Consider the following 25,382-nt stretch of genomic DNA (forward strand, 5'->3'; position numbering starts at 1 on the left):
GCATCCTTGGAGCGATCTTGAGCCACTAATATCCAACCCCGGTGATTTCTCATGTCTGAAAAATCTGAAGAATCGCTGAATCTGGTTAGAGTTCGATAAAACCTGACAATTACAGACATTTCTTCTTTATTTAATATATTATAACTGATAGATTATTATCGAATATTGGGTGACTTTCCATCACCGATTCAATGCGCTTCCTAGTCAAATCTGGGATGGTTTCGATACGGTCAGGATTATCCGAGAAATATTGAATATAGTCTTCTTTTCCCTCCGGATAATATTCATAAGTTAGCTCTCTATCTCCTTCAATAAATCCCTCAAAATCATTATATATTTGAACATTGTCCCAGATCCAATTGAGATCAGAATCGATTATATCTATTTCGGTCAAAAGCGCTTCGCGAAGACGATTTCGTTGATCTCTTAATCTCTTATAATCGAATATTAGCGTCACAACTATCGCAATAAGTGAACCCAGAACGACTTCGGTAATAGCCATTAAGAGAAATAACTCCCCCACACTGTTAAATGTTACCCGACATCGTCCTGAATATAGTTAAACAATTGATTATATGTCCAACCTTATTTATATCTTTCTGACTTTCTAAGATCCCATAGGGTTGCACGTGAACGGAATCAGATTCCCGTATGTGCACACAAGCTGTGACTCGTCGTGTACATCTCGCGAGTCTATCTATCGGTTGATCCGCCTCTCTTCTCTGAAGGGCGGCACGTTCCGCCGGTTATGGCGCGAAAGAGGCGATTCAGTATGTAGAAAAATAGAATTTTCCGTGGTCGTGAGTAGGAGTATGTGGAGCAACGAGTGGTCGCTCGCGCGGTTCATCTCGCTATCATGGTTCAAGATCTTCGCTCTCTAATTCTCCCTCAAGATAGGCACGACCCCAATCCGTAATTCGGTAATAGCCACGATCGTCGTCGACTTTTCGAAGGAGTCCGTGTTCTTCCAAGATCGGAAGACGGCGTTTCACTGTCGGATGAGAGACGCCGTCGATGTTGTACGAGACCACCGCTGGTGGCATCGCTATCCCCGTTTCCTCAAAGAACTCAAGCAGCGCAGGATCGGATTTCGTCATCCACGAAACCAGCGGGCGCATTCAGTAGCGAATCTCCATGTGCCGCTATAACTGGGGGTGCTCTCTTGGATGATGATCTCCAACAGTGAACTTATGATGCTATATAGGATCAAATTTTAAGTCAGAGCCAATCATCAGTTCATCGCACGGAAGCTAGACGGACCCATAGCTACCCGAATTGGTCCTCGAGAGAACGCGGACCCGGTGACCCAACCACCGGCCCGCGTGGCTTCCGTCATCCACTGAAAGCCATGCACGACGACGATTCGCGGGACCTTGAACCTCCCGCTCGAGCAGATGCATCACCCCCAAATAAACCAATAACAGATGGCCGGCGCGCGTGGGTCGAACTCACCGGATTCCAACGGGACTGTCTCGAGGCCATCACCCGGCGCGAGCACGATGGCAAGCCCTGCTCCCCGTCGGGGATCACGTGGACCCTCGAGCGCCGCTATCCCCGCGTCAGCCGGGTCCGACTCGAGCCGAACCTGCGCGCGCTCGTCGGACGCGGTCTCGTCACGACACGCGACGAACCCGCCGGCCACGTCCCCACCTACCGTCTCACAGGTGCCGGGCGCGCGCTGCTCATCCAGCGGGCCGAACGACTGGCAGTCCTCTGTGACCTCCGACACGGCCGATAAGGAGCGATACGGCCGTTTGAGGCGAGGGCAATCTATTTCCTGAGTCTCGCACGGAGTAACCCAATTCGACGGCGAGGAGGGATTTACCTTCGAACACCGGTTCGAGGATACTGGGACGTACCTCTACGTCTGCGAGCCCCATCGCTAGGGGATGAAAGGCGCGGTCGTCGTCGAGTAGGGGTGTGGCTGTTCGGACCAACCAGCCCTCACGACCGTCTCGAGTCCCGCCGGGCGCTCGAGGACGGGAGTCGACCGATCCCCGTGTCGCAGACCACGCACGACTGAAGCCCGTTGGTTTCCGCAAACTGATCGAATAGCCTCGAGAGTCGCACGTCGTGACTCGCCAAGACACCACCCGACGCGATCCGCGGAAGCGCCGTCTCGTACTCGAATCGCATGTGGGGCAGCCGGTGGTCCGAGTCGTGTAAGAACAGATCGAGCGGACCGACGCACTCGAGCAGGGCCGGAAGCACCTCCCGTGCGTCCCCCTGATGAAGCCGCCAGCGGTCCCGACAGCGATCCGGAATCAGGTGGCCGTACTCGAAGGGACCGGGCGGCCCGCCGAGGAGATCTACCGCGTGCAGCGTTCCGCCGCCGTTCTCCTCCATCGCTGCCAAAATGTGCGCGTCGAACGAGCCGAACAGTACGCCGGTCTCCACAACCGTCTCAACCCCCAGTGCGCGACAGACCACGTAGATCGTCACCCCGTCGCGCCAGTGGGTGGTGTCGGTGGCGACGCCGGCGTCGTGAATCTCGGCGACACGATCGGCGTAGCTGTCGTGAAACCACTCGAGGTCGTCGTACTCCCGCTCGTACTCGCGAAGTTCGGCGGCCGACGCCGGAAGCACCGCGGCCAGCCGGTCGGCCCGCTCGCGGGTCTCCGCGCCGTAATCGAGTCGGCGGCGCTCGAGCCCCAATCGGGCCTTCCGTAGAGCGTAGACCGCGTCCCGCAGGGTCGCGGACGGCATCAATCGACCACCGTCACCGGTAGCCCAGCGCCTCGAGGCGCGATTCGATTTCGCCGCTGTCCGCGTCGTCCGCACCGTTCGCCCCATCCTCACGAATTCCCTCGGGAAGGGCGGGATCGAAGCTCCCTCGGTCTCGCCCCTCGCGGACCGCCCAGGGACCCGGCGGAGCGCGGGAACCGGCGTTCCGGGCGGGTGCGACCAGACGCCGAACTCGCCGATTGCGTTGCCGTGATCGCTGGTCATCGCGACCCGTCCGTCGCAGTTCGCGAGCAGTCGCGCGACGTCGTCGAGGACCCACTCAAGGTTATCCTGGTAGGCCGTCCAGACTGCCTCGTAGGAGAGGTCGCCGTCGCGCAGGCGCATCCAGGGATCGTTCATTGAGTCCGTCTCGTCGTCGTTCTCGGCTTCGGCCTCGGCCTCGGCCAACACCTCGAGCGCCTCGCGCTCCGCGGGAGTGAGGTCCTCAAGGTCGACATCGTCGTCGTCCTCTCCGTCGGTGAACTGCCCCCAGTGTTTGATATCTGCCGAGCCGAAGAACCAGCCGGGCTGCGACCGGAACGGGGCGTGGGGTTGCATGTAGTGGACCACGATGCGGTCGATCTCTAACTCCTGGCGGTTGCGCCAGATCGCGATCGCGGCGTCGGTCAGGGGATCGGGCGGGATCGTCGAGATGTCGTCGTCGACCCAGCCGTCCCGCCAGGCTTCGTGAAAGACGCCGAAATCGTCGGTCTCGAGCGGCAGAACCTCGTCGGAGGTGACAAGGATGTGTTCGCAGGACTGCGAAGAGAAGGGGTTGCCGGTCACGTAGGCGGTGCGGGCCATCTCCTCGCGGTACTCGGGGGCGAAGGTCCGGTCCATCCACTCGGCGGATTGGGACCCAACCGACCACAGCGAACCAACCGAATCGGGGTCGGGAAGCGTCTCGTGACCGGTCGCGGCCGTCTCGCGCATGAGATCGAGCCGGCAGCCGTCGAGGATACAACAGACGTCCCACTCGCGCTCCCAGATCGGCGTGGCGGGGACGAGCCGTGAGAGCGTGTATCCGATGCGTCCAGTCGCGATCTTCCCGGATAACGTCGCGAGGTCCATCAGCGTCGGCTCCTGTCTGTTCTCTGGTCGCGATTCTGTTAGTAGCTTTTGATCGCCGAACGGACTGTCAGTAACAGCGACACAGGAGAGTCGGATTGAGCACTCGAGTTTCCCACCCTCGGCACGTATCGACTGAAGGCAGCAACTATGCCATGCGGTAACAAGGCTTATTATGCAGGTGTTCGTAGCGTTGACTGAGGACCGACAAATCCGGTCCCGTCTGACGAAATGAGCTCCTCACCACCGGAAACCGAGACGTACGAAGTCACGCTCTCTAGAGACGAACAATGGGTCGTCCATCACGTCCTCGCGAACCGCCTCGACGAGGCACTCGACGCGGACGAACGGCCACCCGAATGGGTACTCAAGGCAGTCGAGACGCTCGAGACCGACGGCGACACGGATCGATTCACTGCCTCCCAGGCCAATCGTATCTATGACGCGCTCGCCGCGTACGTCGATCACGAGGAGACGCCTGACCGGGACATCGACCACGGCATGGTCGTCCTCGAGCGACTTGAGAGTGTCCAAGACGCTCAGGCGTAGCCTACGCATCGCTCTCCGTTTCGTTTTCGCCGGATATTCTCGTCGCCCAGTCAATCAGCCAATCAGGCTCGCCGTCGACCGCGTTCAGGGCCGCGTCGTCGCCCAGACGGCGGTGATCGCGAGCAAGAGTGCGGGTGCAAGCGGGAGAATCAACAGCGCGAAGCGATACCCTCCGCACCCGGCGGGACGAGGTAGATCGCGGTCGGAGCGACGAGGAAGGCGAAGCACAGGACACCGATGAGGATCCAGCCGCGCCAGTCAAATTCGCGGTCGACCGTCGCGGGATGGGGCGGTTCGTCCCCCTCAACGACCGGCTCGCCACCCTGTTCGCTGTCCGCATCGGCATCGAACGCCGCTGGATCGTGGACGTAGCCGTTGTCGTCGCTCGAGCTCACTATCAGATCGTTCGCCCGCATCGTAAAAGCCCTCACGGTTGGCCGACCTGACAGGTTCGACCGTGATCGGCCGATCAATCGGGAGCGATCGCGCCCGCTCGGAGTTCGCCGTCGGTCAGAGCTTGCTATCAGGCCGGACGACGACCTTGCCGAATCCTTCCCGGTTCTGGATGATTTCGTGGGCGCGTGCGGTCTCACTCATTGGCAGTTCCTCGCGGATCGCGGGCTGGAAGGTGCCGTCCCAGACGAGTTCCATCACGTCGTCGATCTGGCCGGGCGTGGCCATCGTCGAGCCGATGATCTGGAGCTGGTTCCAGAAGATGCGCGGAATGTCCGTTTCGGGGTTGCCGCCGCCGGTGCCGCCGCAGGTGACGAGCCGCCCGCCCTTGGTCAGACTCTTCAGGGAGTTCTGCCAGGTTGGCGCGCCGACGTGTTCGACGACGACATCGACGCCGCGGCCGCCCGTCTCCTCGAGGACCCAGTCCGCGAAGTCCTCTTCCTCGTAGTTACAGACGTGGTCCGCGCCGTGTTCCTCGGCGTAGTCGAGCTTCTCCTCGGTGCTGCCGGTCGCGTATACCTCTGCGCCCGCGTAGTCGGCGATCTGGAGGGCGGCGTGGCCGACCCCACCGCTTGCGCCCAACACGAGCACCGTTTCGCCGGCCTCGAGGTCGGCGCGCTCGATGAGCATCCGCCAGGCGGTCTGGAAGACCAGACAGCTCGAGCCGGCGACCTCCCAGTCGACGTGCTCGGGGACGGGGATCAGGTTGTCCTCGGGGATCGCGGCGTACTCGGAGTGGACGCCGGTGACGTGCTCGCCGATGATGTGGAAGCGCGGGTCGAGTGTCGGGTCGTCCATCCGCAGGTCGCCGACGCCGGCTGAGAGCGCAACGTGGTCGCCTTCCTCGAAGCGAGTCACGTCCTCGCCGACATCTTCGACGACACCGGCACCGTCGCTCCCCGGAATGTGTGGCATGTCGAGGTCGATCCCCGGCATTCCCCGTCGCGTCCAGATGTCCAGGTGGTTGAGCGCGGCCGCCTTGATGTCGACCAGTACCTCGTCCCGGTCGATCTCGGGATCGGGATACTCGCCGTATTCGATGACGTCCGTGTCGCCGTGTTCCGCGAATTGGACTGCCTGCATATACGCAGGCCAACGGAAACGCCGTCCATAACAGTTGGGCTACCAGCATTCGACGTTCGAGAGGCGAGCGGTTTGTGACGGAAAGTGACTTTGTAGCACAAACTATTATGTGTTAGCGTCTCGTCGGGACGACCGAGACGATGTCAGCCGAGATACAGGAGGGGTACGGGGCGGAACGCGAGTCGAGTGACGGGCGGCGGGTGTGGCTCGAGCAGGCCGGTGCGTTCACTCGGCGGAGTCTACAGGAGGTTCGAAACAGTCGGCTCATGCTGGCGTGGGTGATCGCGTTCCCGGCGATCATGTACCTGCTCCAGACGACACAGGGGGCCAGTGGGTCAGCCGTGTCCGACGCAACCGTCTCCATCGGAATCGGGATCTTCGGATCGATGCTCGTCTGTCTCTTCGTCTTCGGGAATCAGCTCGCGACCGATCTCGAGGACAGACGCTACGAAGCCTATCGCTCGATGCCAATCTCGTCGTCGGCCGATCTGATCGGCCGAATGGCCGCCGGACTGGTCCTCGCGGCGGGCGCGTTCGCCGTGACGATCGTCGCTGGCCTGGCTACCGGCGCGTCCTACGGCCTCCGCGGTCCCGAATCGGTACCGATCGTTCTGGCCGCCGGCGTGCTGACCTGCCTCTTCTGGATGGTCGTGGCGATCCCGTTCGTGGTTGCCGCCGGGAACAAACGGATCGCGTCGCTGGCGACCACGCTCGTCGCCGTCATGACGTTCGTCCTCACCGGGCTCAACGGGGCCGTCCCGGCGCAGTCGGCGATCGATGGCCCGGTGCTGAACTACCTCCCGAACACGCTCCCGACGCGGCTGCTCGTGTCTCACCTCGTTCCGGCCGAGAGCTGGACCGAACTCGGCGTCGCGCCGCCCGCGATGCCGACAGACCCGACGTTCCTCGCATTGCTTGCCGGCTACGCCGCCCTCGCGGTCCTCGCTGGGACGATACTCGTAAATCGGACGCTCTACGATCAGGGGTGGTCGCCGTGAGCGATCCGGTCGCGATTGCCGATGGGGTCTGCAAGTCCTTCGGCGAGGAGGGCGTCCTCGAGAGTGTCGACCTCACGGTCGAGGAGGGTGAACTGCTGGTTCTCATGGGACCGAACGGGGTCGGGAAGTCGGTCCTGCTCTCCTGTTTCGCCGGCAGCGAGCGTCCCTCCGCGGGCAGCGTCGACGTCTTCGGCGAGCCGGCGACGGCCCGCGCCGATACGACGAGTTTCCTCTTACAGGACGCGCTCGCACTCGAGTCCCTCACTGGCCGCGAGAACGTCGATTTCTACCGCCGGCTCCATCCGGCGTTTACCGACGACTGGCGAGCACACGTCGAGCGGCTCGGAATCGCTGACGACCTCGAGAAATCCGTCGCCGACTACTCCGGCGGCATGGTTCGGAAACTCGAGCTCGCCATCGCCGCCAGCATCGACGCTCCGCTGTACCTGTTCGACGAGCCGACCGCGGCGCTGGATCTCGGAACGATCCCGACGGTCCACGAACTGTTCCGCGAGAAACGGGCGGAAGGGAAGACGATCGTCGTCGCCAGCCACCGACCGATGAACGCCGACATCGCGGACCGGATCGCCTTCCTCGCGGACGGCCGGATCGTCGCGACCGGACCGCCCGACGAACTGCTCGCATCGGTTCCACCCGTCCTCGAGACGGGCGCATCGAACGCGAGCGCGCTCGCCGACATCGTTGCCGGGGAGCCGTTCGCAGTAGCCGGGAACGTCCGCGGCTTCGTCCCGCCGCGAGACGGGGATGCGACCGGGGACGACGCTGACACGGAGCCGTCGGTCGCGACTCCCACAGACGCGGCCCCATTGCTCGAGGAGGCCACGGACCTAGAACCGTCGCTCGAGGCGCTCGCGGACGCGGCAGGGATCGATCGGACGGCGCTCTCGATCGTCGAACCGACCTACACCGACCTCTTACGTACTACACGAACGGTGTGTCGACAACGACTGCCGCCGATCCACGATGAGTCGAGAACTATCCGAGGACGTCGACGCGGACGCGCTTCAGACCGAACTCACGGCGATCAAGGGAGCGATGGGGCTCGCGTCGGAGCATCCCTACTGGTGGCGGTTCTGGATCGTTGAGGGGATCTGTACCGGGCTCCTCTTCGCCGTCGTCCAGTTCTGGCTCCGCGAGGGGTTCCGGCCGTGGATCGCCGTCGCGTTCGCCGGCGTGATCGGCTGCGGTGAACTCGCGAAGCGACGCCTCAAGTCGAGCGACGAGCCGCCGACCACGGGGCTGCCGAGCCAGCAGCGCTGGTTCCTCGCCGTGCTAGCCGGTCTCGGCGTCCTGATCGTCGGACTCCGGCCAGTGTTCGACGCGCTCGACGCGACGAACTCGGTTCGCCTGGCGCTCGTCTCTGCGGGGGCCGTCGTCGGCGTCGGCTACGTCCTCATGGGCCAGTTGCTTGCAGCCTACGATATCAGGGCCGTCGATCAGTACGCGTTCATCGGCGGCGGCGTATGGATCATGGCCCTCTCCGCGGCGATTCCGTACGTCCCCCTCCTCGAGGGCTGGGAGTACGCCGCCCTCGGAGCCGGAATCGCACTGCACCACGTTGGAACCTACGCTATCCTCTCACGCTACTAAGATGGAATTCGACAAACTCGTTCACCAGCCCACGCGACTTCGTATCTTCGCCCACCTCTACGCCAACGGCGCGACGGGGTTTACCGAACTCACGTCGACGCTCGAGGTCACCGAGGGGAACCTCGCCAGCCACATCGATCGCATGGAAGCGGCGGACTGCGTCGCCGTCGACAAGGCGTTCGTAGACGGAACGCCCCGGACGACGTACCGACTCACCGAGCACGGCGAGGAACTGTTCGAAGATCACATCGAGACGCTCGAGTCGCTCATCGACGACCTCGATACCGACTCGTCGTCGGAGTCGGACCTGGACCCGGCGTACGACCCCGGATCGGGCCCGAGCCGCGACACTGATTCGGATCTCGGTCCGGGGCCGGACCCCAGTGCATAGCGCGTGTGCGTAGTTTTACCCGCCGGCTTTCGAAGGCGACGTATGAACGAGACGGATACGAACGCCGCCGAGTCCGGTGACGGAACGCTCTGTACCGGCGTCGTCACGATCTCCTCGAGTCAGAGCCTCAATACCGACGAGGCCGGCGAGGCGATCACCGTGGCGCTCGAGGACGGCGGCAACGAGATCACGGTGCGAGAACACGTCGGCGCGGACCACGACAAGGTCCAGTCGATCGTCTCGCGACTGATCGACCGCGACGACGTCGACGTCGTGATCACCGCCGGTGCGACCAGCGTCGAACCGACCGACATCACTATCGACGCCGTCGAGCCATTGCTCGAGAAGGAACTGACCGCGTTCAGCGAGCTGTTCACCCTCTTGGCGTACGAACGTGTCGGGACGAAAATCGTCGCGGCGCGAACACTCGCCGGCGTCGCCGACGGAACGCCGGTCTTCTGCTTGCCCGGCAACGCCGACGCGGTCCGCCTCGCGCTTACGGAGATCGTCCTGTCGGAAACGCCCGAAATCATCGAACTCGCACGGGAGGAAGAGCCGGACGATGACGGCGAACCGACCGGCGCCGACGTGGTCGACGGAGGTGCCTGACGTGGGATCCGTCGACGGCGACGGTGACGATACCAACGGCATCGACAAGGAATCCGTCCGCGAGCGCGTCTGGGACGACTTAGAGGAGAGCGGCGAGGCCCGGTTTCCGTTCCCGCCACACGGGCGGATTCCGAATTTCGCCGGGGCGAGCGAGGCCGCCGACCGGCTGGCCGAGCAACCGGAATGGAAGGAGGCGACGACGATCAAAGCCAACCCCGACGCGCCGCAACTGCCCGTCCGGCGGCGGGCGCTGCGCGAGGGAAAGACGGTCTACATGGCCGTGCCGCGGCTCGCCGATGAGCGGTGTTTCCTGAAACTCGATCCGGACGAGCTCGAGGACTACGACGCGGCGACCACCGTCTCCGGCTCGTCGGACCACGGCGAACGGGTCGGCCCGGAAGCGGTCGACCGCATCGACCTGATCGTCTCCGGGAGCGTTGGGATCACCGAGGATGGCGGTCGAATCGGAAAGGGAGAGGGCTACAGCGACCTCGAGTACGCCGTGCTCCGCGATCTCGGCCTCGTCGACGACGCGACGCCCGTCGCGACGACGGTCCACGAGCGACAGCTGATCGAGGAGTCAGTCGCCGTCGGAGCCCACGACGTCGCGATGACGCTCGTCGTCACACCCGAGCGGGTGTTTCGACCGGACAGGAGCGCACAGCCGACCGGTATCGACTGGGACCTGCTCACGGACGAGCGGCTCGCAGAGATTCCGGTCTTGGAACGGCTTCGAAATTCATAGCGCGGGCTCTGTGGCTCGAGGTGCAGTCGCTGGTGATTGATCTATCGGGAGCGGAACGCGTCGACAGAAGGGGATCCATCCCCGGAACGCGGCGAAAACGCCGCGTCCCGATGCCAGAATCGCAGGGTGTGACGCGAGCCGGTGGGATGGGCCCGCGTCAGCGAGAATCGGTTGGCAGTGGTGGGGGAAGGGTGCTGTGGTGGGGTTGCTGGAAGTCGCGGGAGCAGGTGGTGGGTGCCATCGGTGGAGTCTGCCCGTCGACCTCCATCGAGACGTAGCGGCCGATGCCACTTGAACGGAGGTGATGGTATACCGATCTTACGCCGAATTCCATCGAATTCAATCCGATTTTATTCGGCCGAAATCTCCTCGAGAAAGTTCATACGACGGCCATAGCCGTCTGGGTCACTGTACGGAATGAATAGACGATTTCGGCGGCCGAACCGGTCCTGTAAGCGCCGGTTCGGAGCGGCCAGCGGCGGCCCCGTGGGTATCAGTCGACGAGTTCGTCAGCGACGACGCTCGCGTCCATTAACTGCGGATCGATCGCGATGTCGAGTTGTCCCTTGACGAACTCGGGGACGGTTCGGCGGGCGTAGACGACGGTCCGAATGTCGTCGTTCAGATCGCAGACGATCGGAATCGTCGTCGCTTGGCCGACGTCCGTCAAGACGTACAGATCGGCCGAAACGACACCCGCCTCCTCGAGTTGCGGGCGGGAGATGACGCCGTCGATTCGAGTCACATCGACGCCTTCACTCTCGAGTGCCGCCGCGATGCCGTCCTCGTCGGAACCGGCGACGACGGCGGTCGTGCTGGAACTCATTCGTACTCGATGGTCGCGGGCGGTTTGTGGGTCACGTCATAGACGACGCGGGCGACGTTCTCATGAGAGCCCGTAATCCGGGACTGAATGCGCTGGAGCGTCTCCCAATCGATCTCCTGGGCGCGAGCGGTCATCCCGTCGCGCGATTCGACCGAGCGGACGGAGACAACCCAGCCGTGGACGCGGTTATCACCCTTGACGCCCGTCGCCTTCCCGATGACGGCCGCGAGCGCCTGCCAGGGCTCGTACTCCTCGAGTTCCTCCTCGACGACGTGGTTGGCCTCGCGGGCCACCTCGAGTTTCTCCTCGGTGATCTCGCCGATGATCCGCACGGCGAGGCCCGGGCCGGGGAACGGCATCCGCTCGGCGACGAGTTCGTCGAGGCCGAGGTGGTGGGCGACCTCGCGGACCTCGTCCTTGTAGAGGTCGCGGACTGGTTCGACGATCCCCTCGAAGTCGACGACTTCGGGGAGGCCGCCGACGTTGTGGTGGGACTTGATCCCGCCCTCGCTCTCGATGCGGTCGGGGTAGATCGTTCCCTGAACGAGGTAGTCCGCATCGGCGTCCGTCGCTTCGCGCTCGAACTCCCGGATGAACTGCTCACCAATAATTTCGCGCTTCTCTTCGGGATCGGTGGTTCCCTCGAGCGCGTCGAGGAACCGATCCTTCGCGTCGACGATCCGGAGCGACTCCATGTAGTCGAAGGTCTCGCGGATCTGGTCGGTCTCGCCTTTCCGCATCAGGCCGGTGTCGACGTAGACGGGCGTAAGTCGGTCGCCGATGGCCTCGTAGGCCAGGGCGGCGGCGACCGAGGAGTCGACGCCGCCCGAGAGGGCGATGACGGCGTTCGCATCGTCGATTTCCTCGTTAATCTCTGCGACTGCGTCGGGGACAAACGTCTCGGTTTCTACCATCAGTGGGTTACCTCCGTTTCGGTGTCGGTGTCCGCGTCGTCGGGTTCGCTCTCGGCCTCGCCGTCGGTCCGCTCGAGGACGGCCTCGACCAGCCCGAGGAAGGGCGGACTCGGCTGTCCGGGTCGGGACGTGTACTCGGGGTGGAACTGCGTCCCGAAGAAGAACGGGTGGTCCTCGAGTTCGAGGATTTCCATCCGGTTGCCCGCGGTGCCGGAGAAGACGAGCGGTTCGTCCGCGAACTCGTCAAAGTACTCGGGGTTGACCTCGTAGCGGTGGCGGTGACGCTCGGAACAGGACGTGTCACCGTAAAGCTCGTAGGCCAACGTCTCGGGTTCGATTACGGTCGTGTGCTCGCCCAATCGCATTGTCCCACCCATGTCTTCGACCTCGTACTGTTCGGGCAGGATGTCGATGACCGGATGCGGCGTGTCCGCTTCCATCTCCGCGGAGTGGGCGTCCTCGAAATCGAGCACGTTCCGGGCATACTCGACGACGGCCATCTGGAAGCCCAAACACAGGCCCAGGAAGGGAACGTCGTTCTCGCGGGCGTACCGGACCGCCTGGATCTTGCCTTCAGAGCCGCGCATCCCGAAGCCACCGGGGACGATGACACCGTCCATTCCCTCGAGTTGGCCGTCGTGGCCCTCGCTCAATTCGTCGGCCGCGACCCAGTGGACGGTGACGTCGCTGCCGACCTCGAAGCCGGCGTGTTTGAGCGACTCGTGAATCGACATGTACGCGTCCTCGAGGTCGTACTTGCCGACCAGCGCGATGTCGATATCGCCGTTTTTCTCGGTCGTGACGATCTCGCGCCACTCGTTGGCGCGCTCGCCCTCCGGCAGGGCCTCGTCGGCCAGCCCGAAGCGCTCGAGAACGTACTGGTCGAGTCCTTCGTCTTCGACCATCAGCGGGACGTGATAGACGTCCTCGACGTCGGGATTGGAGAACACCGCGTCCGTGGGAATGTCACAGAACAGCGCGATCTTCTCCTTGGTCTCGGGGTCGAGGCGGTCCTCGCAGCGGCCGACGATCACATCGGGCTGGAGGCCGATCGAACGGACCTCCTTGACCGAGTGCTGGGTCGGCTTCGTCTTCTGCTCGCCGTTTTTCGAGTACGGAACGAGCGTGACGTGGGTGAAGAGGACGTTCTCTTCGGGTTCCTCGTGGGCGAACTGGCGCAGCGCCTCGAGGTAGGGCATCCCCTCGATGTCCCCCACGGTGCCACCGACTTCGATGATACAGACGTCGGTGCCCTCGGCGGCCTCGCGAATGCGGCGCTTGATGTCGTCAGTAATATGCGGGATGATCTGGACCGTCTTGCCCAGATAGTCGCCGGCCCGTTCCTTCTCGATGACGTGCTGGTAGGTCTTCCCCGTGGTAATATTGTGATCCGAGGTCATATCGATGTCGAGGAACCGTTCATAGTTCCCGAGATCGAGGTCGACCTCGCCGCCGTCCTCGAGGACGTAGACCTCCCCGTGCTGGTAGGGGTTCATCGTTCCTGCGTCGACGTTCAGGTATGGATCGATCTTCACCGCGGTGACGTCGAACCCGGCGTTTTTCAGGAGACGGCCGGTGCTCGCGGCCGTAATCCCCTTGCCGAGCCCCGACATGACGCCGCCGGTGACGAAGATGAACTTGTTCCCCAGCGAGGGGTCATAATGAGTGTCCGATTCCGTCGGCATACCGAGTGTGCGCGCGACCGCTTGAAAACGATTTCGGGACTGCATTGCCTCCGACAGAGGTTGTCACCCTCGTCAGTGCGGCCCCCGCTCGAGGATACGTGATTCGAGTCCACATTCGGCCAAAAAAGGAGTCCCAGGAAGCGAATGTGCTGACTAGGGTTCCTCGTCCATGGAAGCCTTGCCGTGGGGTTCGTCCTCCTTGGATACCTTCCCCTCGGCCGGGTCCTCGACTTCCAAGTCTTGGACTTCGACGATCTCGGCCTGCGCGAGGTTCTCGATGCCCCCACCCATCCGCAACTGGATCGTCTGCCCGGGCAGGTCCGGGTCGTCCTCCTCGGTCGGTTCCTTTGGGACGGACACGGCAGTCACTCCGCCGATCGTGACGGAGCGGCGCTGGATCGGATCGCCCTCATGCTTGATCGTCTCCCATGTTTCGACGTCGAGTTCGTCCATGTCTTTGCCGAAGTAGTCCTCTGAATCCGGGTTGACCGTGTCTTCGGTCTGGGACTCGCCGGTCGTTCTGTTGTCGTCGAACTGTACCTCCTCGTGTTTATACTGACGGAGCTGTACCAGCATACCGGCATCACCACGTGCAGCATGTTAACTCTCACACCGGAAGTCGCTGGGGCCCTCGTCTCGAGCCGCCGGCGAGTGTCAGCGGAGTAATATCACCGCATTTATTTTATACTCCGAAGCCAAAGAGCGGAACACTGTGGTATCTCACGAACGGCAGGTGGCCCTCGAGGTGAGTGAGCCTGACATCGGCTTTCAGGCCGGCTTCGGGTTCTACCTCGGAATTGTCGTCACCGGAATCGTGGCGATCGCGGGGCTGCTCGGCGACGTGGCCACCGCGACGCTGCTCGGCGTCCTTCCGAGTATGGTGACGGCCGTTGCGATTGTCGGCCATATCCTCGCGAAGCGGGTGCAGGGACTCCCCGAGCGAATCGGCCGGAGCCGGTGGCGACGCCTCGCCTGTTACGTCCCAGCGGCGGCGTTCGCGGCGGCGCTGTCCCTCCCCACACTCGCTCCGATCGACGTAACCGGCCGCTTCGTCATCGTCACGATCGTCCTAGCCGCACTGGCCGGCGTATCAGGGTTCGGCCTCGAGCGGATGGCGAAAAACCGGTATGTCGATGCGATCACCGCCGACGAGCCGGCCGCGATCTGGACGTGGCACAGGATTGGGCTTCGGAACAGCGAACACGTTATGAACGCGATGATGGGGCTGGTAGTCGTAACCGGGCTCGTGGTCGCGTGGATGGGAAGTATATACGGTGTGTTCTGGGCGCTGTACGGGATCATCATGCTCGCCTCGACGTATCTCGACATAGACGAAGACTGGTCGTTCGACCCGAACGACCCGTGGAACCCACCGCAGATCCACGCACACGAAGCCGGCCTCGTCATCGACAAGTCGGTCGCGAAAACGTTCATCCCCTGGGACGAAATCGAAGCCGTCCAGGTGACCGACGAAGCGCTCGTCCTCGAGCGCCGCCGGTCCGGCCTCGTCCGCGGCTGGTCCGATATCCGTTGTAGCCGATCGGGAATCGAGGACCCCGAGGACGTCCGCGAGACGCTCGAGCAACTCCGAAACCGAGCCGGTACCTATCCGACGGCGTCCGCCGATACCGCGGACTGAGGCGCGAGCCGATATCGACACGGCCGTCACCGAGAAATGTCCCCTGTTCGTGGCACCAGCTATGACCGAGCTACGCGTGACCGTCGACGACCGCGACCTCGAGGCCGTCTGGACCGATAACGCGCCCGAAACAAGGGCCGCACTCGAGGACGCATTGTCCGCCTCGGGAGAGTCGACGCGCTGGGGCGACGAACTCTACTTCGATCTCTCGCTCGACGCACCGCCCGAGAACGCCTGCGAAGTCGTCCCCGAGGGCGCGATCGCCTACTGGCCGGTCGGAGAGAAACTGTGTCTGTTCTGGGGCGAGACGCCGGCCAGTGAGGGCGACGAGCCACGCGCCGCCGCACCTGTGACCGTCGTCGCGCGCGTTACCGAGAGAGAACCGCTCGAGAATCTCGAGAGCGGGGGACGGGTTCGCCTCGAGCGGAGCGGTGAGTGAAGCGACTCGAAATCGAGAAGAAAACAGAGTCGACGTAGCGACTACTTGCCCCAGAAGGGGTCCCGACTGCGTTGCTTGTCGAGGTACATGTTTAGCGCCTCGAGTTCGTCGCCGGGAATCTCGCTCGCCAGTTCCTGCTCGAGAATCTTCGCGTGTTTCTCGGGAATCTCGATCCAGAGTTCGTCGTCCTCCTCGATCTGGCGGCCGACGGTGGGACCGTCGATGGCGACCGAGACGCGATTGCCCGCGCGGGCCTCATCGACGTCCTCGCCCTGCTCCTGGATCCCCTTCACCTGGCCGACGCGGTCGGGCTTGTTGCCCTCGAACGAGACCACGTTCGCGTTGTTCTGGATCGTCCCTGAGTTCACCTCGACACCGACGACTGCGGGGTCGTTCTGTCGGAAGGTGTGATCCGGCAGGATCCGGAACCGAGCGGGTCGCGTGATGTTCTCGAGGATGGTGTCCTGCTGGGCCCGTTCGATCCCCTCGACGTACTCCTCGTACTCCTCGATGAGCTGGTAGATGACCTCGTCCGCGAAGATCGTCACGTCCTCCATCTCCGCGCGCTGCTCGGCGTCGTCGAGGATGTCGACATTGAATCCGAGAATGGCCTTCTGTTTCCCGTCCTCGGCTGTCGAGGCGACCGAGACGTCCCGCGGTGCAATGTCGCCGACCTCCGCGCGGACGATCGGCACCTCGGCGTCGCCAAGGGCGTCAGCCATCGCCTCAAGACTGCCCAGCGTATCTGCCTTGACGACGACGCCCTCTTCGGCAGTGTCGACGGCGATGTCTGCGAGTTCGGCCTGGACTTCCTCGACGACCTCGTCGACGTCGCGGTCACGGACGACCCGGACCGGCGCACCGGCCATCGCGTCGGCGAGCTCGGGCGCGGCGACCTTGATCCCGGTTGCCGCCGATACTTCGTCGACTTTCTCGAACCGGCTCTCGGTTCGGATTTCGGCCAGCGGACGCGGCTGGAGCAGCGCGCGCACGTCGGTAACGATGGGCTCGTTCTGTCCGCCGACGACGATCTGATCGTCCGACTGGATCGTCCCGTCGTAGAGGACCATGTCGATCGTCGTCCCGAACCCTTTCTCCTCTTTGACCTCGAGGACGGTGCCGACGCCGGGGCCGGCGACGTCGATCTCCATCTCCTCTTTCATATAGCGCTGGGAGAGGCCCATCATGACGGTCAGGAGGTCAGGGACCCCCTCGCCAGTCATCGCCGAAACGGGGACGACGCCGACGTTGCGCTGGAAGTTCTGAACCCGCCAGTAGAGGTCGGCGGAGAAGCCCTCATCGGAGAGGTTGCCAATGATCTCGTAGAGGCTCTCGTCGAGTCGCTCGCGCACGCGCTCGGATTGGGACTCGTACGTATCGTTGATCGGCGAGTCCTCGTTGGGGTTCCAGCCGGGAACGGTGTCAATCTTGTTCGCCGCGACGATGAACGGGGTTTCAGAGCGCCGGAGGATGTCCAGGGCCTCGAGCGTCTGGGGCTGGAAGCCGTCGTTGACGTCGACGACGAGGATAGCGATGTCGGCCAGCGCGCCCCCGCGGGAGCGCAGCGTGGTAAAGGAGTGATGACCCGGCGTGTCGATGAAGAGGAGGCCAGGGAGGTCGAAGTCGTCCGGGTCGACGAGTTCGCCCGCGATCGTGGAGATGATGTCCAGCGGGACGGCGGTCGCGCCGATGTGCTGGGTAATCGCGCCTGCTTCGCCCTCGATGACCGCGGAGCCGCGGATTTTATCGAGGAGACTTGTCTTGCCGTGATCGACGTGTCCGAGGACGGCGACGATCGGCGTTCTGAGAGATGTGGGGTCGCGTGTATCCGTGTCCGACATGATGAACCACCCGAGAAGGTCTTACCTAATTCGTCCGTAGCACCGTAGTTAAACCCATCGTCATCCGCGCTCCGAATGCCACAGCGAGAGCCACCGTCACTATGGTCTGAATCGCCGACTCGAGGCGGATTGCCCTTCCGATAGTAGCCAGTGACAGTTGATGCACACCTGCTCGCATGATCGCTGTGGGAGCAGCGTGTTACTCGTTTCAGTGGCTACTATACCGGTGTCCTCCTCTGACTCATGTAGCGATCCTCCACCACGGCCGGCCTCGGCGGTCGCGACCGGGTCCGGTTACCCTCGCGCTCGGTCCCGGTCCCCATTGTTTAATACCGATTAGTAAGTACGGGCATGTATGAGCGATATACTCGCTGAAAACCTCTCGGGGAAGTCCGTCATGGGGTCTGACGGCACCGAGCTCGGACTGCTCTATAACATCACGATGGATCTGAAATCCGGCAAACTTCACGATCTCGTTATCGAGCCCGACGAGGAACTGTCGCGGCGTGCAGTCGACTTCGAACTCGACGACGCCGGCCACTTTCTCGTTCCCGTTAACCGCGTCCAAGCGGTGAAAGACTACATCGTCGTCCAGCGCTAACGGTATGTACGTTCTCGACTCCTCCGCTTTTATCCACGACTTCCATACAACAGAACAGACTGCAACCATCCCACTCGTCCGCGAGGAACTCAAGGACGAGAGCGCCTATCGCTACGACGCGATGGAAGGCTCCGGGATGCACATTCACATTCCCAACGACGATACCACTGAGAAGGTCGAGCGCGCGGCCCGGGAATCCGGCGACCTCGAGGTCCTCTCGGACACCGACGTTCGCCTCGTCGCGGCGAGTTTCGAACTCGACGCCACCTTGGTGACCGACGACTACGCGATGCAAAACGTCGCGGAGAAGCTCAACGTCGCGGTTGAGGTGATCGCCCGGGAGGGAATCGACGAACAGCGCCACTGGAAGTATCAGTGTCAGGGCTGTGGCCGCGAGTTCGACGAGGAGAAAGACCGGTGTCCGATCTGCGGGTCGGAGCTGGCACGGAAGAACCCCTCGTAGCTCGCGATCACGTTCTGTTTCCGTTGGATCGTTCGATTCGGTAGCCGTCGGCGAGGTCGATTACTCGATTAGCCGTAGACGTAATAGAGATTCGCGAAGAGGAGCGCATTGTACAGCCCGTGGATCAGCGCCGGCACGAGGAGGTTGTCGGTTCGCTCGTAGATCGTCCCGAGGACGAGTGCGAGTCCGAAGATGGTTCCGAGACTGGCAATCACTTCGCCCAGACCCGCAGTCGCGTACGCGAGCGCGTGTACCAGCGCGAAGATGACGCTGGCCACGGCGACGGCACCGAACCGCGAGAACGTGTCGTACAGCGACTTCTGGATGACGTTCCGATAGAGCAGTTCCTCGAATGGGCCGATAATCAGGATGGCGAGTGGCACCAAGATGAGCATGAGTTGCGGACTCTCTTGGGCCTGCTGGGTCGTCGAGTGCTCGGCGCTCTCGACGCCGGTCGACTGCATGAGCGCAGAGATCGCGAAGAGCGCCCCGAAGAGGACGAGCAGTCCCCCGAGGGTCCAGCCGATGTCTCGTAGCGTCGGCCATCGGAGATCGATAAAGGACAGGTCTCGGTCGGTCATCGCGAGATACCCCCTGCGACGAGCATCGTCCCGATGGCCATGCAGACCTGGGTGAAAACGGTGTTCTCGATCTGCGAGAGCGGCTCGAGCAGCGGGCGGACCGGAATCGCGAGGATGGCGACGACGAAGGGCGTGACGAGGAGTCCCGCGAGACCGACTCCGGAGAGCACGACCACTTGCAGGCTCCGTCGCTTGAGCCCTGTGCCACTGATCCCGTAGTAGTCGGCGACCCCGGCGGCGGCGGTGAGTCCACCGGTGACGAACGCGACGAAAACAATCGGTATCGACACTGAACTCGTCGGCAGCGTAGCCGGTGCGGTGACCCCCTGATTCAACGCGTAGCCAGCGAGCAGGACGACGGCGATGCTCGAGGCGGCGGCGATCGAGCCAGCGATTCGACCCTCGAGACCGCCGTGACGCTGGGCCAGAAACGCGAGGACGGCGGCGAGGGCGAATCCGACCCCGGCCCAGACGACCGGATTGTCGACGCCGCTGCGAACGGGGGCGAGCATGGCAGCCATCGTGACTGCCGAGAGGACGGTTCCGATGCCGGGAACCACGTCGGACGCGACCGGGCGGGCGTCGTCGGCCCGTGCAGTCTCGCTCATATTCTACTATTCGTGCGCGGACTCATAGGCACACCGCAACCGGACGAGGGGACCCGTTCCAACCGCGCCGACTCGGGCCGGGTGATCGGAGCTCAGTCGTCGACTACCGCTCGACTCGAAGCTCGGTCTTCTCGGCGACGGCCTCGGCCTCTTCGAAGTCGCCGCCACCAAGCAGGCCGCGCGTCGCCTTTTTCGCCCACTCGACAGCCGGCTGTTCGAACGTGTTCACGCCGTAGAGTTCCCCCGCGAGCACGCAAGCGGCCTCCATCCCGTAGAGCAGCCCGCCGAGTTCGTACTCGTCGATGCGCTCGAGTTCGACGCGGACGTTCGGCCGGCCGGCGGCCGCGAGGCTGGCCTCCGTGGCCTCGAACTCGGCCTCGAGTAGTTCGCCGAGCGTCGCGTCGCCCAGGTACGCCAGGTCCTCGACATCGGTGTCAGGAATCGATCGGTCCGTGCTCTCCTCGGTCGTGACGAAGGTGACGAGCTTGTCCCGCGGGCCTGCGCGGTAGAGTTGCAGTTGCGAGTGCTGGTCGGTGACGCCGAGCGCCCGCACCGGCGTCTGGCCGAGGTCGTCCTTTCCCAGACTCTCGGCCCACAGCTGGGCGAACCACTCCGCGGACGTCTCGAGTGACTCCGCGTAGGGCATCATCGCATTGATCCCAGCACCCCGCTGATCTAACGCATACGTCGTCGCACCGTAGGCATAGGCTGGACAGTCGAACAGCGACCCCGACAGCGTCTCGCGCTCAGCGGCCGCGCCGGCGAGCAGCGCTTCGAGGTCGTGGCCACAGACCGCGGCTGCGACCATTCCGACCGCCGACAGCGCGGAGAAGCGACCCGGGACGCCGTCGGGAACTTTCAGCGACGGCAGGTCGTGACGCTTTGCGAGATCTCGGAGCGGGCCGGACTCGCCGGTCGTGACGATCGTCCGCTCGGTCCAGTCGACGCCGGCCGACTCAAAGGCCTCGCGGACGACGAGGAAGTTCGCCAGCGTCTCCGCAGTCGTCCCCGATCGGGACACAACGTTGATCGCCGTGCTCTCGAGTGGCAATCGATCGAGTTCGCTCGAGATCCACTCGGGATCGACGTTGTCGAGGAAGACGGTCTCAGTGTCCGACTCGAGGGCGTTCACGATGGTCGCTGCCCCCAGCGAACTCCCGCCGATTCCGACAGTGATCAGGGCGTCGGCGTCGGCGACCGGCTCGACTGCTGCTCTGATCTCGTCGGGATCGGTTCGCTGAGGGAGATTCAGCGCTTCGTACCCGTGTTCTCCGTTTTCCATGCCGCGTTCGATGCGCTCGTGAGCGGTCGCTACCTGCTCGTCCAGCCGCTCGAGGGACTCCCTCGAGACGCCCGGCGACGCGACTGACGCGAGCGCGTTACCGATATCGACGTTCATACGCAAGGGCGCAACCGCCTGCGATAAAGGCGTTCCGTGACGGGATCGCAACGCGAAGTTGTTTGGAGGGCTCTTCTGCGCTCGAATGTTGCTCGTGCTCGATACAGGTAGAATACGAGTGGCGTAACTCAGACGGTCGTACTCGCTTCAAACTCCGGTAATACGGCATACCACGACCACAGAGCTGTCGTAACCGCTGAACCAACATAGATCGCTCCCACCGTCAGAGCCGAATGGCCCCGTGTTACCAAGAAGATGGCAGCCACCCCGCCGAGGATTATCCCAACGATCACAGACAGAACAATACCGGTTTGAGACTGTACCTGAAATTCGCCCTCCGTTACGAGGCGAACTCCGATCAGACCGCCAGTTAGGATAGCCCACGTAGGATTGGTAATCCAAATACGGTGAGCAAAGTCCCGTCTAACCACGCGAATTCGGAAATGAGGATTGCCCATCCAACCAGTCCGAGACCTGCCCAGACGACGCTTCGCCAGAGTTCCTCGTTGATAATGTGCCGACTTTTCGCACTCATGTTAGGAAACTATGGTGTATGGGAACAGAAGATTTTGTGAGACTGGACGTCCAGTAATCAATTCGCACAACTACTGAGCAGCTATTCTCATCGGAAGTCGACCCTCGATATCTATCGAAAGCCGAAACCCGGAAACCGATCCTTCGCCTACGACCGCCCATGACCGAGAAGACGAGCACGTTCGTCGTTACGCACGCCGAAGCGGAATCTGCGGTCGTCCGCGACGTCGAGACTGCACAGGTCCACACCCTCGCGTCCAATCCCGGCCTCGAGATCCACGACGTCCTCGAGGCGACCGTCGCGCCCGAGCCACCGATGGAAGTCACCTGGGAGGTGATCGACGTTGACGACAGACGCACGATCGACCTGGTCGACAGCGACCTCGAGCCGACCACACACGAAAAGAAGATCGCGGCCGAGGCTGACCTCGGCGACCTGATACAGGAGGAACGGGCCGGCACGGGGGAGATACACGTTTTCAGCGTGCCCGAGGGCGAGGTCGAACCTGCAGCGCAGGATGTCCTCGCGGACGAGGAGACGATTTCGCGGGCGGCTCGGCTCGAGGCAGTCCGCGTCGAAGTGCGGCGATCGGCCGACGACGGCGTGTTGAGCGTGCGATATCTCCCCGACTAATTAGCGGTATTGGCCCGCGACGGGCAGGATTTCGTTGCCTCGCCCGTGACGAACCGGTCCCCCTCGAGCCCGCGGCAGACGACCGGTGATAAGGATCGATTTATACGACACAACGGGGGCCGAACCACTGTCGGAATTGAGAAGGCTTACTTCGGGGGGATACCAGTGGTCGGATATATGGCGTATTTCGACGTACCGGAGATCGAGTATACCCGGTACAGTAACCGCCAGCTCGCGGCGGTCCCGCTTGCAGTCCTCGCAGTGGCACTGCTCGTCCTCGTCGGTTCGTTTCTCGTCTTGGGCTCGCCGGTCCCGATGGGAATGGACTTCGCCGGTGGGGCGGAACTGACTGTACAGACGTCGACGCCCCAGGACGATATCGACGCGGCGTTCGACCAAAATGCGGAAGTCAGAAGCACAGGAGGCGACAACCAGTACATCGTCCAGTTCACTGAGTCCGATCTGGACACGCTCCGGTCGCAGGCCGAATCGAACCTAGAACCGGACGGCAACGCAGATATCGTCCAATCAGCCTCGGCGACGGGTGCGACGTTCAGTCAAGAAAATCAGTGGACGGCCATGCTCGGCCTCGTTGTCGCGTTCGTCGGGATGAGCGCGATCGCTTTCATCCTCTTTCGGACGTTCGTGCCGTCAATCGCGATCGTCATCTCCGCGTTCTCCGACCTCGTGATCCCGCTCGCGTTCATGCGACTGACCGGGATTCCGCTCTCGTTGGGGACGGTCGCCGGTCTGCTCATGCTCATCGGGTATTCGGTCGACTCCGACATCCTGTTGAACAATCACATTCTGCGCCGAAGCGGTGGCTTCTATGAGAGTACCCATCGAGCGATGCGGACCGGTGTCACGATGACTGTCACGTCGATGGCCGCGATGTTCGTTATGGGCGTCGCAGCGTTCGTGCTCGGCATCGACCTTCTGGCATCGATCGGTATCATTCTGTTCGTGGGCCTCGCAGCCGACCTGATGAATACCTACATGTTGAATCTGAGCTTACTTCGCTGGTACAAGTTCAAGGGGGTACGATCATGAACCCGATAGACGGCGTCAAGCAAAACTGGCGGGTCCTCCTGCTCGTATCGTTTCTCCTCTTCGCGGTCATCGCGCTGTTCGTCCCCGGTGGCATCGTCGCCGACGACAGTGTCGCGAACGAGAGCGTCGACAGCGGCCCGACCAACCTCGAGTTCGGTCTCAGCCTCGATGGCGGTACCCGGATCAGAGCCCCCGTCGTCGGGATGACCGCCGAAGACATCGAAACCGGCGCGGTCAGCGACAGCGGACAGGTCGACGGGGACCGCATCGGAGAAATCGAGTCGACGTTGTACGAGGAACTCGATCTCGATACGGCGGACGCCAGAGTCACCGTCCACGACGACGGGAGCGTCACTGCCGAAGTCTTCACCGACAACGTGACGCAAGCGGAGTTCGCCACGGCGTTGCAGTCGGCGAACGTCGATGCGTCCGAGGACGACATTCGCGACGGCGTCACCGAGCAGACTCGCAACGAGATGATCGGGACGCTCCAGACGAAGATCAACGAGGCCGGTCTCTCCGGCGGTTCGGTCTACGAGCAGACGACGCGAAGCAACAACTACATCGTCGTCGAAGTTCCCAACATGGACTCCGAGGAGCTTCGTTCACTGCTCTCCGAGCGCGGGGTCGTCGAAGTCGTCGCTTACTACCCGGACGAAAACGGGACGCAGACGAACGAGACGGTGTTGACCCAAGACCAACTTGCCAACGTCGACTCGCCCCGGCAGCCACAGGGGCCACAAGGGAGATCCCAGGGGTACATGGTCCCCATACAGGTGAGCGAGGAGGCCGCACCCGAGTTCCAGCGACAGATGGAAGAGTACGGCTTCCTCGATGAGGGGTATACGTCACAGGGCGCGTGTAACCTCCCCGAAGAGAACGGAAACATCAGATTCGACCACGAGGGACAACAGTACTGCCTGTTGACGGTCTCGGACGGTGAGGTCGTCGACGCCCACTCGATGGGGAGCCTCGCCGACGGGATGATCGCCGGCACCTGGGTTAACGATCCGACCTTCCAGATGGGTGCACCGAGCCAACAGGAGGCACAGTCGCTTTCGGTCAACCTCCGGGCCGGGAGTCTGCGTGCGCCGCTCGACCTGAGCCCCGAGAGCGCCCAGGTCTACTCGATCACGCCGAGCCACGCCGACCAGTTCAAGCAGTACTCGCTGCTGATCGGACTGCTCTCGGTGGTCACCGTCAGCGGCGTCGTCTACGCCCGATACACGGACACGCGCATCGCCCTCCCGATGATCGTCACGGCGCTGTCGGAGGTCGTGATCCTGCTCGGGTTTGCGGCGCTGATACGCATGCCGTTGGATCTCTCCCACGTCGCCGGGTTCATCGCCGTCGTCGGGACCGGGGTCGACGACCTCGTGATAATCGCCGACGAGGTGTTGGACGAAGGCGATGTCAGTTCGGAACGGGTCTTCCAGTCACGGTTCCGGAAGGCGTTCTGGGTCATCGGTGCCGCCGCGGCGACGACAATCGTCGCCCTCTCGCCGCTCGCGGTCCTGAGCCTCGGGGATCTGAAGGGCTTCGCCATCATCACCATCCTCGGCGTGCTTATCGGAGTGCTCATCACCCGACCCGCGTACGGTGACATCCTGCGACGGCTGCTGACCGACCGCTAACGCGTCTCGATTCCCGCTTTATCCGCTCTTTCAGCCCGAACCTTTCTACCCGACTGAGCCGTGTTAGTGCGTATTGCGACACCGTGGACACCAGTCGACGGTTCCGTCTTCACCGTAAGCGCGTGCGAAATCGTACGAAACGGGGTTTTCACAGGTCGTACAGACCGGCATATAATCACCATCGTAACGCACTGGGAGGACGGCCAATAACCGCCAGCCTGCAATTGCAACCGGTGCTCGAGGACCGACTCGCTTCAAATACACGCGGTGCTATCGCGTGCTCGAGAACGATCGCAGAACCGT

The 25,382-nt window shown here is 62.8% G+C and carries 24 protein-coding genes and 4 pseudogenes; 15 read left to right on the top strand and 13 right to left on the bottom strand.

Annotated features, from left to right (window positions below; translation table 11 throughout):
• Nucleotides 1-130 precede the first annotated feature (130 nt).
• Together K6I40_RS21230 and K6I40_RS21235 are read right to left on the bottom strand one after the other, a co-directional pair.
• The gene (locus tag K6I40_RS21230; RefSeq protein ID WP_222916291.1) at nucleotides 131-502 is read right to left on the bottom strand and encodes a hypothetical protein; all 372 of its coding nucleotides are present in this window, start codon (nucleotides 500-502) and stop codon (nucleotides 131-133) included.
• Between the two features lie 352 nt (nucleotides 503-854).
• Nucleotides 855-1,118 (bottom strand): ArsR family transcriptional regulator, encoded by a 264-nt coding sequence (locus K6I40_RS21235; RefSeq protein ID WP_222916293.1) that lies wholly within the window; start codon nucleotides 1,116-1,118, stop codon nucleotides 855-857.
• A 230-nt stretch (nucleotides 1,119-1,348) separates the two neighbouring features.
• Between K6I40_RS21235 and K6I40_RS21240 the strand changes: the two genes are divergently transcribed.
• A complete protein-coding gene (locus K6I40_RS21240; protein ID WP_222916295.1) occupies nucleotides 1,349-1,738 on the top strand; it encodes a PadR family transcriptional regulator in 390 nt (129 codons plus the stop codon).
• Nucleotides 1,739-1,944: 206 nt separating this feature from the next.
• Here K6I40_RS21240 and K6I40_RS21245 read toward each other — a convergent pair whose 3' ends face one another.
• On the bottom strand, nucleotides 1,945-2,706 hold the full coding sequence (locus tag K6I40_RS21245) for a class I SAM-dependent methyltransferase (RefSeq protein ID WP_222916297.1): 762 nt from the start codon (nucleotides 2,704-2,706) through the stop codon (nucleotides 1,945-1,947).
• Nucleotides 2,707-2,719: 13 nt separating this feature from the next.
• Nucleotides 2,720-3,795: pseudogene (locus tag K6I40_RS29050) on the bottom strand (hypothetical protein).
• A gap of 228 nt (nucleotides 3,796-4,023) precedes the next feature.
• Here K6I40_RS29050 and K6I40_RS21255 point away from each other — a divergent pair.
• Nucleotides 4,024-4,341, top strand: a complete 318-nt coding sequence (locus K6I40_RS21255) for a hypothetical protein (RefSeq protein WP_222916299.1) — start codon at nucleotides 4,024-4,026, stop codon at nucleotides 4,339-4,341.
• An 84-nt stretch (nucleotides 4,342-4,425) separates the two neighbouring features.
• On the opposite strand, the pseudogene K6I40_RS21260 reads toward K6I40_RS21255, so the two are convergent.
• A pseudogene (locus K6I40_RS21260) lies at nucleotides 4,426-4,757 on the bottom strand (hypothetical protein).
• 94 nt (nucleotides 4,758-4,851) lie between these two features.
• Entirely contained in the window at nucleotides 4,852-5,877 is a 1,026-nt protein-coding gene (locus K6I40_RS21265; RefSeq protein WP_222916301.1) for a zinc-binding dehydrogenase, read from the bottom strand.
• Between the two features lie 140 nt (nucleotides 5,878-6,017).
• Between K6I40_RS21265 and K6I40_RS21270 the strand changes: the two genes are divergently transcribed.
• The 6 genes and pseudogenes from K6I40_RS21270 to K6I40_RS21295 all read left to right on the top strand — a co-directional run bounded on the left by K6I40_RS21270 (nucleotide 6,018) and on the right by K6I40_RS21295 (nucleotide 10,231).
• The gene (locus tag K6I40_RS21270; protein ID WP_222916303.1) at nucleotides 6,018-6,875 is read left to right on the top strand and encodes an ABC transporter permease; all 858 of its coding nucleotides are present in this window, start codon (nucleotides 6,018-6,020) and stop codon (nucleotides 6,873-6,875) included.
• On the top strand, nucleotides 6,872-7,981 hold the full coding sequence (locus K6I40_RS21275; RefSeq protein WP_255681823.1) for an ABC transporter ATP-binding protein: 1,110 nt from the start codon (nucleotides 6,872-6,874) through the stop codon (nucleotides 7,979-7,981). The genes K6I40_RS21270 and K6I40_RS21275 overlap by 4 nt, the downstream gene beginning before the upstream one ends.
• Complete coding sequence (locus tag K6I40_RS21280; RefSeq protein WP_255682157.1) at nucleotides 7,920-8,486, top strand: hypothetical protein; 567 nt, start codon at nucleotides 7,920-7,922, stop codon at nucleotides 8,484-8,486. The genes K6I40_RS21275 and K6I40_RS21280 overlap by 62 nt, the downstream gene beginning before the upstream one ends.
• A gap of 1 nt (nucleotide 8,487) precedes the next feature.
• Nucleotides 8,488-8,775, top strand: a pseudogene (locus tag K6I40_RS21285) (transcriptional regulator); the annotation flags it as partial.
• A 144-nt stretch (nucleotides 8,776-8,919) separates the two neighbouring features.
• Nucleotides 8,920-9,486 (top strand): molybdopterin-binding protein, encoded by a 567-nt coding sequence (locus K6I40_RS21290; RefSeq protein ID WP_222916309.1) that lies wholly within the window; start codon nucleotides 8,920-8,922, stop codon nucleotides 9,484-9,486.
• Nucleotides 9,440-10,231 carry a 5-formyltetrahydrofolate cyclo-ligase gene (locus K6I40_RS21295; protein ID WP_222916311.1) on the top strand — a complete coding sequence of 264 codons (792 nt, stop codon included), beginning with the start codon at nucleotides 9,440-9,442 and terminating at the stop codon, nucleotides 10,229-10,231. Before K6I40_RS21290 ends, K6I40_RS21295 begins: the two co-directional genes overlap by 47 nt.
• Before the next feature lie 493 nt (nucleotides 10,232-10,724).
• Here K6I40_RS21295 and K6I40_RS21300 read toward each other — a convergent pair whose 3' ends face one another.
• The 4 genes from K6I40_RS21300 to K6I40_RS21315 all read right to left on the bottom strand — a co-directional run bounded on the left by K6I40_RS21300 (nucleotide 10,725) and on the right by K6I40_RS21315 (nucleotide 14,232).
• On the bottom strand, nucleotides 10,725-11,057 hold the full coding sequence (locus K6I40_RS21300) for a CTP synthetase (RefSeq protein WP_222916313.1): 333 nt from the start codon (nucleotides 11,055-11,057) through the stop codon (nucleotides 10,725-10,727).
• Complete coding sequence (guaA, locus tag K6I40_RS21305; protein WP_222916322.1) at nucleotides 11,054-11,971, bottom strand: glutamine-hydrolyzing GMP synthase; 918 nt, start codon at nucleotides 11,969-11,971, stop codon at nucleotides 11,054-11,056. The genes K6I40_RS21300 and guaA overlap by 4 nt, the downstream gene beginning before the upstream one ends.
• Nucleotides 11,971-13,656 carry a CTP synthase (glutamine hydrolyzing) gene (pyrG, locus tag K6I40_RS21310; protein WP_222916324.1) on the bottom strand — a complete coding sequence of 562 codons (1,686 nt, stop codon included), beginning with the start codon at nucleotides 13,654-13,656 and terminating at the stop codon, nucleotides 11,971-11,973. The genes guaA and pyrG overlap by 1 nt, the downstream gene beginning before the upstream one ends.
• 153 nt (nucleotides 13,657-13,809) lie before the next feature.
• Nucleotides 13,810-14,232, bottom strand: a complete 423-nt coding sequence (locus K6I40_RS21315) for a hypothetical protein (protein WP_222916326.1) — start codon at nucleotides 14,230-14,232, stop codon at nucleotides 13,810-13,812.
• Between the two features lie 136 nt (nucleotides 14,233-14,368).
• Here K6I40_RS21315 and K6I40_RS21320 point away from each other — a divergent pair, with 136 nt between their 5' ends.
• A complete protein-coding gene (locus K6I40_RS21320; RefSeq protein ID WP_222916328.1) occupies nucleotides 14,369-15,295 on the top strand; it encodes a PH domain-containing protein in 927 nt (308 codons plus the stop codon).
• Between the two features lie 61 nt (nucleotides 15,296-15,356).
• A complete protein-coding gene (locus tag K6I40_RS21325) occupies nucleotides 15,357-15,734 on the top strand; it encodes a cyclophilin-like family protein (RefSeq protein WP_222916330.1) in 378 nt (125 codons plus the stop codon).
• A gap of 41 nt (nucleotides 15,735-15,775) precedes the next feature.
• On the opposite strand, the gene infB is transcribed toward K6I40_RS21325, so the two are convergent.
• Complete coding sequence (gene infB / locus K6I40_RS21330) at nucleotides 15,776-17,575, bottom strand: translation initiation factor IF-2 (RefSeq protein ID WP_222916332.1); 1,800 nt, start codon at nucleotides 17,573-17,575, stop codon at nucleotides 15,776-15,778.
• Between the two features lie 355 nt (nucleotides 17,576-17,930).
• Here infB and K6I40_RS21335 point away from each other — a divergent pair, with 355 nt between their 5' ends.
• Nucleotides 17,931-18,176 (top strand): PRC-barrel domain-containing protein, encoded by a 246-nt coding sequence (locus tag K6I40_RS21335; protein WP_222916334.1) that lies wholly within the window; start codon nucleotides 17,931-17,933, stop codon nucleotides 18,174-18,176.
• Nucleotides 18,177-18,180: 4 nt separating this feature from the next.
• On the top strand, nucleotides 18,181-18,639 hold the full coding sequence (locus K6I40_RS21340; protein ID WP_222916336.1) for an NOB1 family endonuclease: 459 nt from the start codon (nucleotides 18,181-18,183) through the stop codon (nucleotides 18,637-18,639).
• A gap of 68 nt (nucleotides 18,640-18,707) precedes the next feature.
• Here K6I40_RS21340 and K6I40_RS21345 read toward each other — a convergent pair.
• A pseudogene (locus tag K6I40_RS21345) lies at nucleotides 18,708-19,828 on the bottom strand (CPBP family intramembrane glutamic endopeptidase).
• A gap of 103 nt (nucleotides 19,829-19,931) precedes the next feature.
• The gene (locus K6I40_RS21350; RefSeq protein ID WP_222916338.1) at nucleotides 19,932-21,227 is read right to left on the bottom strand and encodes a glucose-6-phosphate isomerase; all 1,296 of its coding nucleotides are present in this window, start codon (nucleotides 21,225-21,227) and stop codon (nucleotides 19,932-19,934) included.
• A gap of 694 nt (nucleotides 21,228-21,921) precedes the next feature.
• On the opposite strand from K6I40_RS21350, the gene K6I40_RS21355 reads away from it, so the two are divergent.
• From K6I40_RS21355 to K6I40_RS21365, 3 genes are all read left to right on the top strand, one after another.
• Nucleotides 21,922-22,395 carry a DUF5812 family protein gene (locus tag K6I40_RS21355; RefSeq protein ID WP_222916340.1) on the top strand — a complete coding sequence of 158 codons (474 nt, stop codon included), beginning with the start codon at nucleotides 21,922-21,924 and terminating at the stop codon, nucleotides 22,393-22,395.
• Nucleotides 22,396-22,572: 177 nt separating this feature from the next.
• Nucleotides 22,573-23,445 (top strand): protein translocase subunit SecF, encoded by an 873-nt coding sequence (gene secF, locus K6I40_RS21360; protein ID WP_222916342.1) that lies wholly within the window; start codon nucleotides 22,573-22,575, stop codon nucleotides 23,443-23,445.
• Nucleotides 23,442-25,079 (top strand): preprotein translocase subunit SecD, encoded by a 1,638-nt coding sequence (locus K6I40_RS21365; protein ID WP_222916344.1) that lies wholly within the window; start codon nucleotides 23,442-23,444, stop codon nucleotides 25,077-25,079. Before secF ends, K6I40_RS21365 begins: the two co-directional genes overlap by 4 nt.
• Nucleotides 25,080-25,382 lie beyond the last annotated feature (303 nt).

The sequence above is a fragment of the Natrinema sp. SYSU A 869 genome (assembly GCF_019879105.1).
Classification (GTDB): domain Archaea; phylum Halobacteriota; class Halobacteria; order Halobacteriales; family Natrialbaceae; genus Natrinema.

What these genes read in the sequence shown, in the direction of transcription:
- K6I40_RS21230 (WP_222916291.1), bottom strand. Translation starts at nt 502, where the DNA reads ATGGCTATTACCGAAGTCGTTCTGGGTTCACTTATTGCGATAGTTGTG.
- K6I40_RS21235 (WP_222916293.1), bottom strand. Translation starts at nt 1,118, where the DNA reads ATGCGCCCGCTGGTTTCGTGGATGACGAAATCCGATCCTGCGCTGCTT.
- K6I40_RS21240 (WP_222916295.1), top strand. Translation starts at nt 1,349, where the DNA reads ATGCACGACGACGATTCGCGGGACCTTGAACCTCCCGCTCGAGCAGAT.
- K6I40_RS21245 (WP_222916297.1), bottom strand. Translation starts at nt 2,706, where the DNA reads ATGCCGTCCGCGACCCTGCGGGACGCGGTCTACGCTCTACGGAAGGCC.
- K6I40_RS21255 (WP_222916299.1), top strand. Translation starts at nt 4,024, where the DNA reads ATGAGCTCCTCACCACCGGAAACCGAGACGTACGAAGTCACGCTCTCT.
- K6I40_RS21265 (WP_222916301.1), bottom strand. Translation starts at nt 5,877, where the DNA reads ATGCAGGCAGTCCAATTCGCGGAACACGGCGACACGGACGTCATCGAA.
- K6I40_RS21270 (WP_222916303.1), top strand. Translation starts at nt 6,018, where the DNA reads ATGTCAGCCGAGATACAGGAGGGGTACGGGGCGGAACGCGAGTCGAGT.
- K6I40_RS21290 (WP_222916309.1), top strand. Translation starts at nt 8,920, where the DNA reads ATGAACGAGACGGATACGAACGCCGCCGAGTCCGGTGACGGAACGCTC.
- K6I40_RS21295 (WP_222916311.1), top strand. Translation starts at nt 9,440, where the DNA reads ATGACGGCGAACCGACCGGCGCCGACGTGGTCGACGGAGGTGCCTGAC.
- K6I40_RS21300 (WP_222916313.1), bottom strand. Translation starts at nt 11,057, where the DNA reads ATGAGTTCCAGCACGACCGCCGTCGTCGCCGGTTCCGACGAGGACGGC.
- guaA (WP_222916322.1), bottom strand. Translation starts at nt 11,971, where the DNA reads ATGGTAGAAACCGAGACGTTTGTCCCCGACGCAGTCGCAGAGATTAAC.
- pyrG (WP_222916324.1), bottom strand. Translation starts at nt 13,656, where the DNA reads ATGCCGACGGAATCGGACACTCATTATGACCCCTCGCTGGGGAACAAG.
- K6I40_RS21315 (WP_222916326.1), bottom strand. Translation starts at nt 14,232, where the DNA reads ATGCTGGTACAGCTCCGTCAGTATAAACACGAGGAGGTACAGTTCGAC.
- K6I40_RS21325 (WP_222916330.1), top strand. Translation starts at nt 15,357, where the DNA reads ATGACCGAGCTACGCGTGACCGTCGACGACCGCGACCTCGAGGCCGTC.
- infB (WP_222916332.1), bottom strand. Translation starts at nt 17,575, where the DNA reads ATGTCGGACACGGATACACGCGACCCCACATCTCTCAGAACGCCGATC.
- K6I40_RS21335 (WP_222916334.1), top strand. Translation starts at nt 17,931, where the DNA reads ATGAGCGATATACTCGCTGAAAACCTCTCGGGGAAGTCCGTCATGGGG.
- K6I40_RS21340 (WP_222916336.1), top strand. Translation starts at nt 18,181, where the DNA reads ATGTACGTTCTCGACTCCTCCGCTTTTATCCACGACTTCCATACAACA.
- K6I40_RS21350 (WP_222916338.1), bottom strand. Translation starts at nt 21,227, where the DNA reads ATGAACGTCGATATCGGTAACGCGCTCGCGTCAGTCGCGTCGCCGGGC.
- K6I40_RS21355 (WP_222916340.1), top strand. Translation starts at nt 21,922, where the DNA reads ATGACCGAGAAGACGAGCACGTTCGTCGTTACGCACGCCGAAGCGGAA.
- secF (WP_222916342.1), top strand. Translation starts at nt 22,573, where the DNA reads ATGGCGTATTTCGACGTACCGGAGATCGAGTATACCCGGTACAGTAAC.
- K6I40_RS21365 (WP_222916344.1), top strand. Translation starts at nt 23,442, where the DNA reads ATGAACCCGATAGACGGCGTCAAGCAAAACTGGCGGGTCCTCCTGCTC.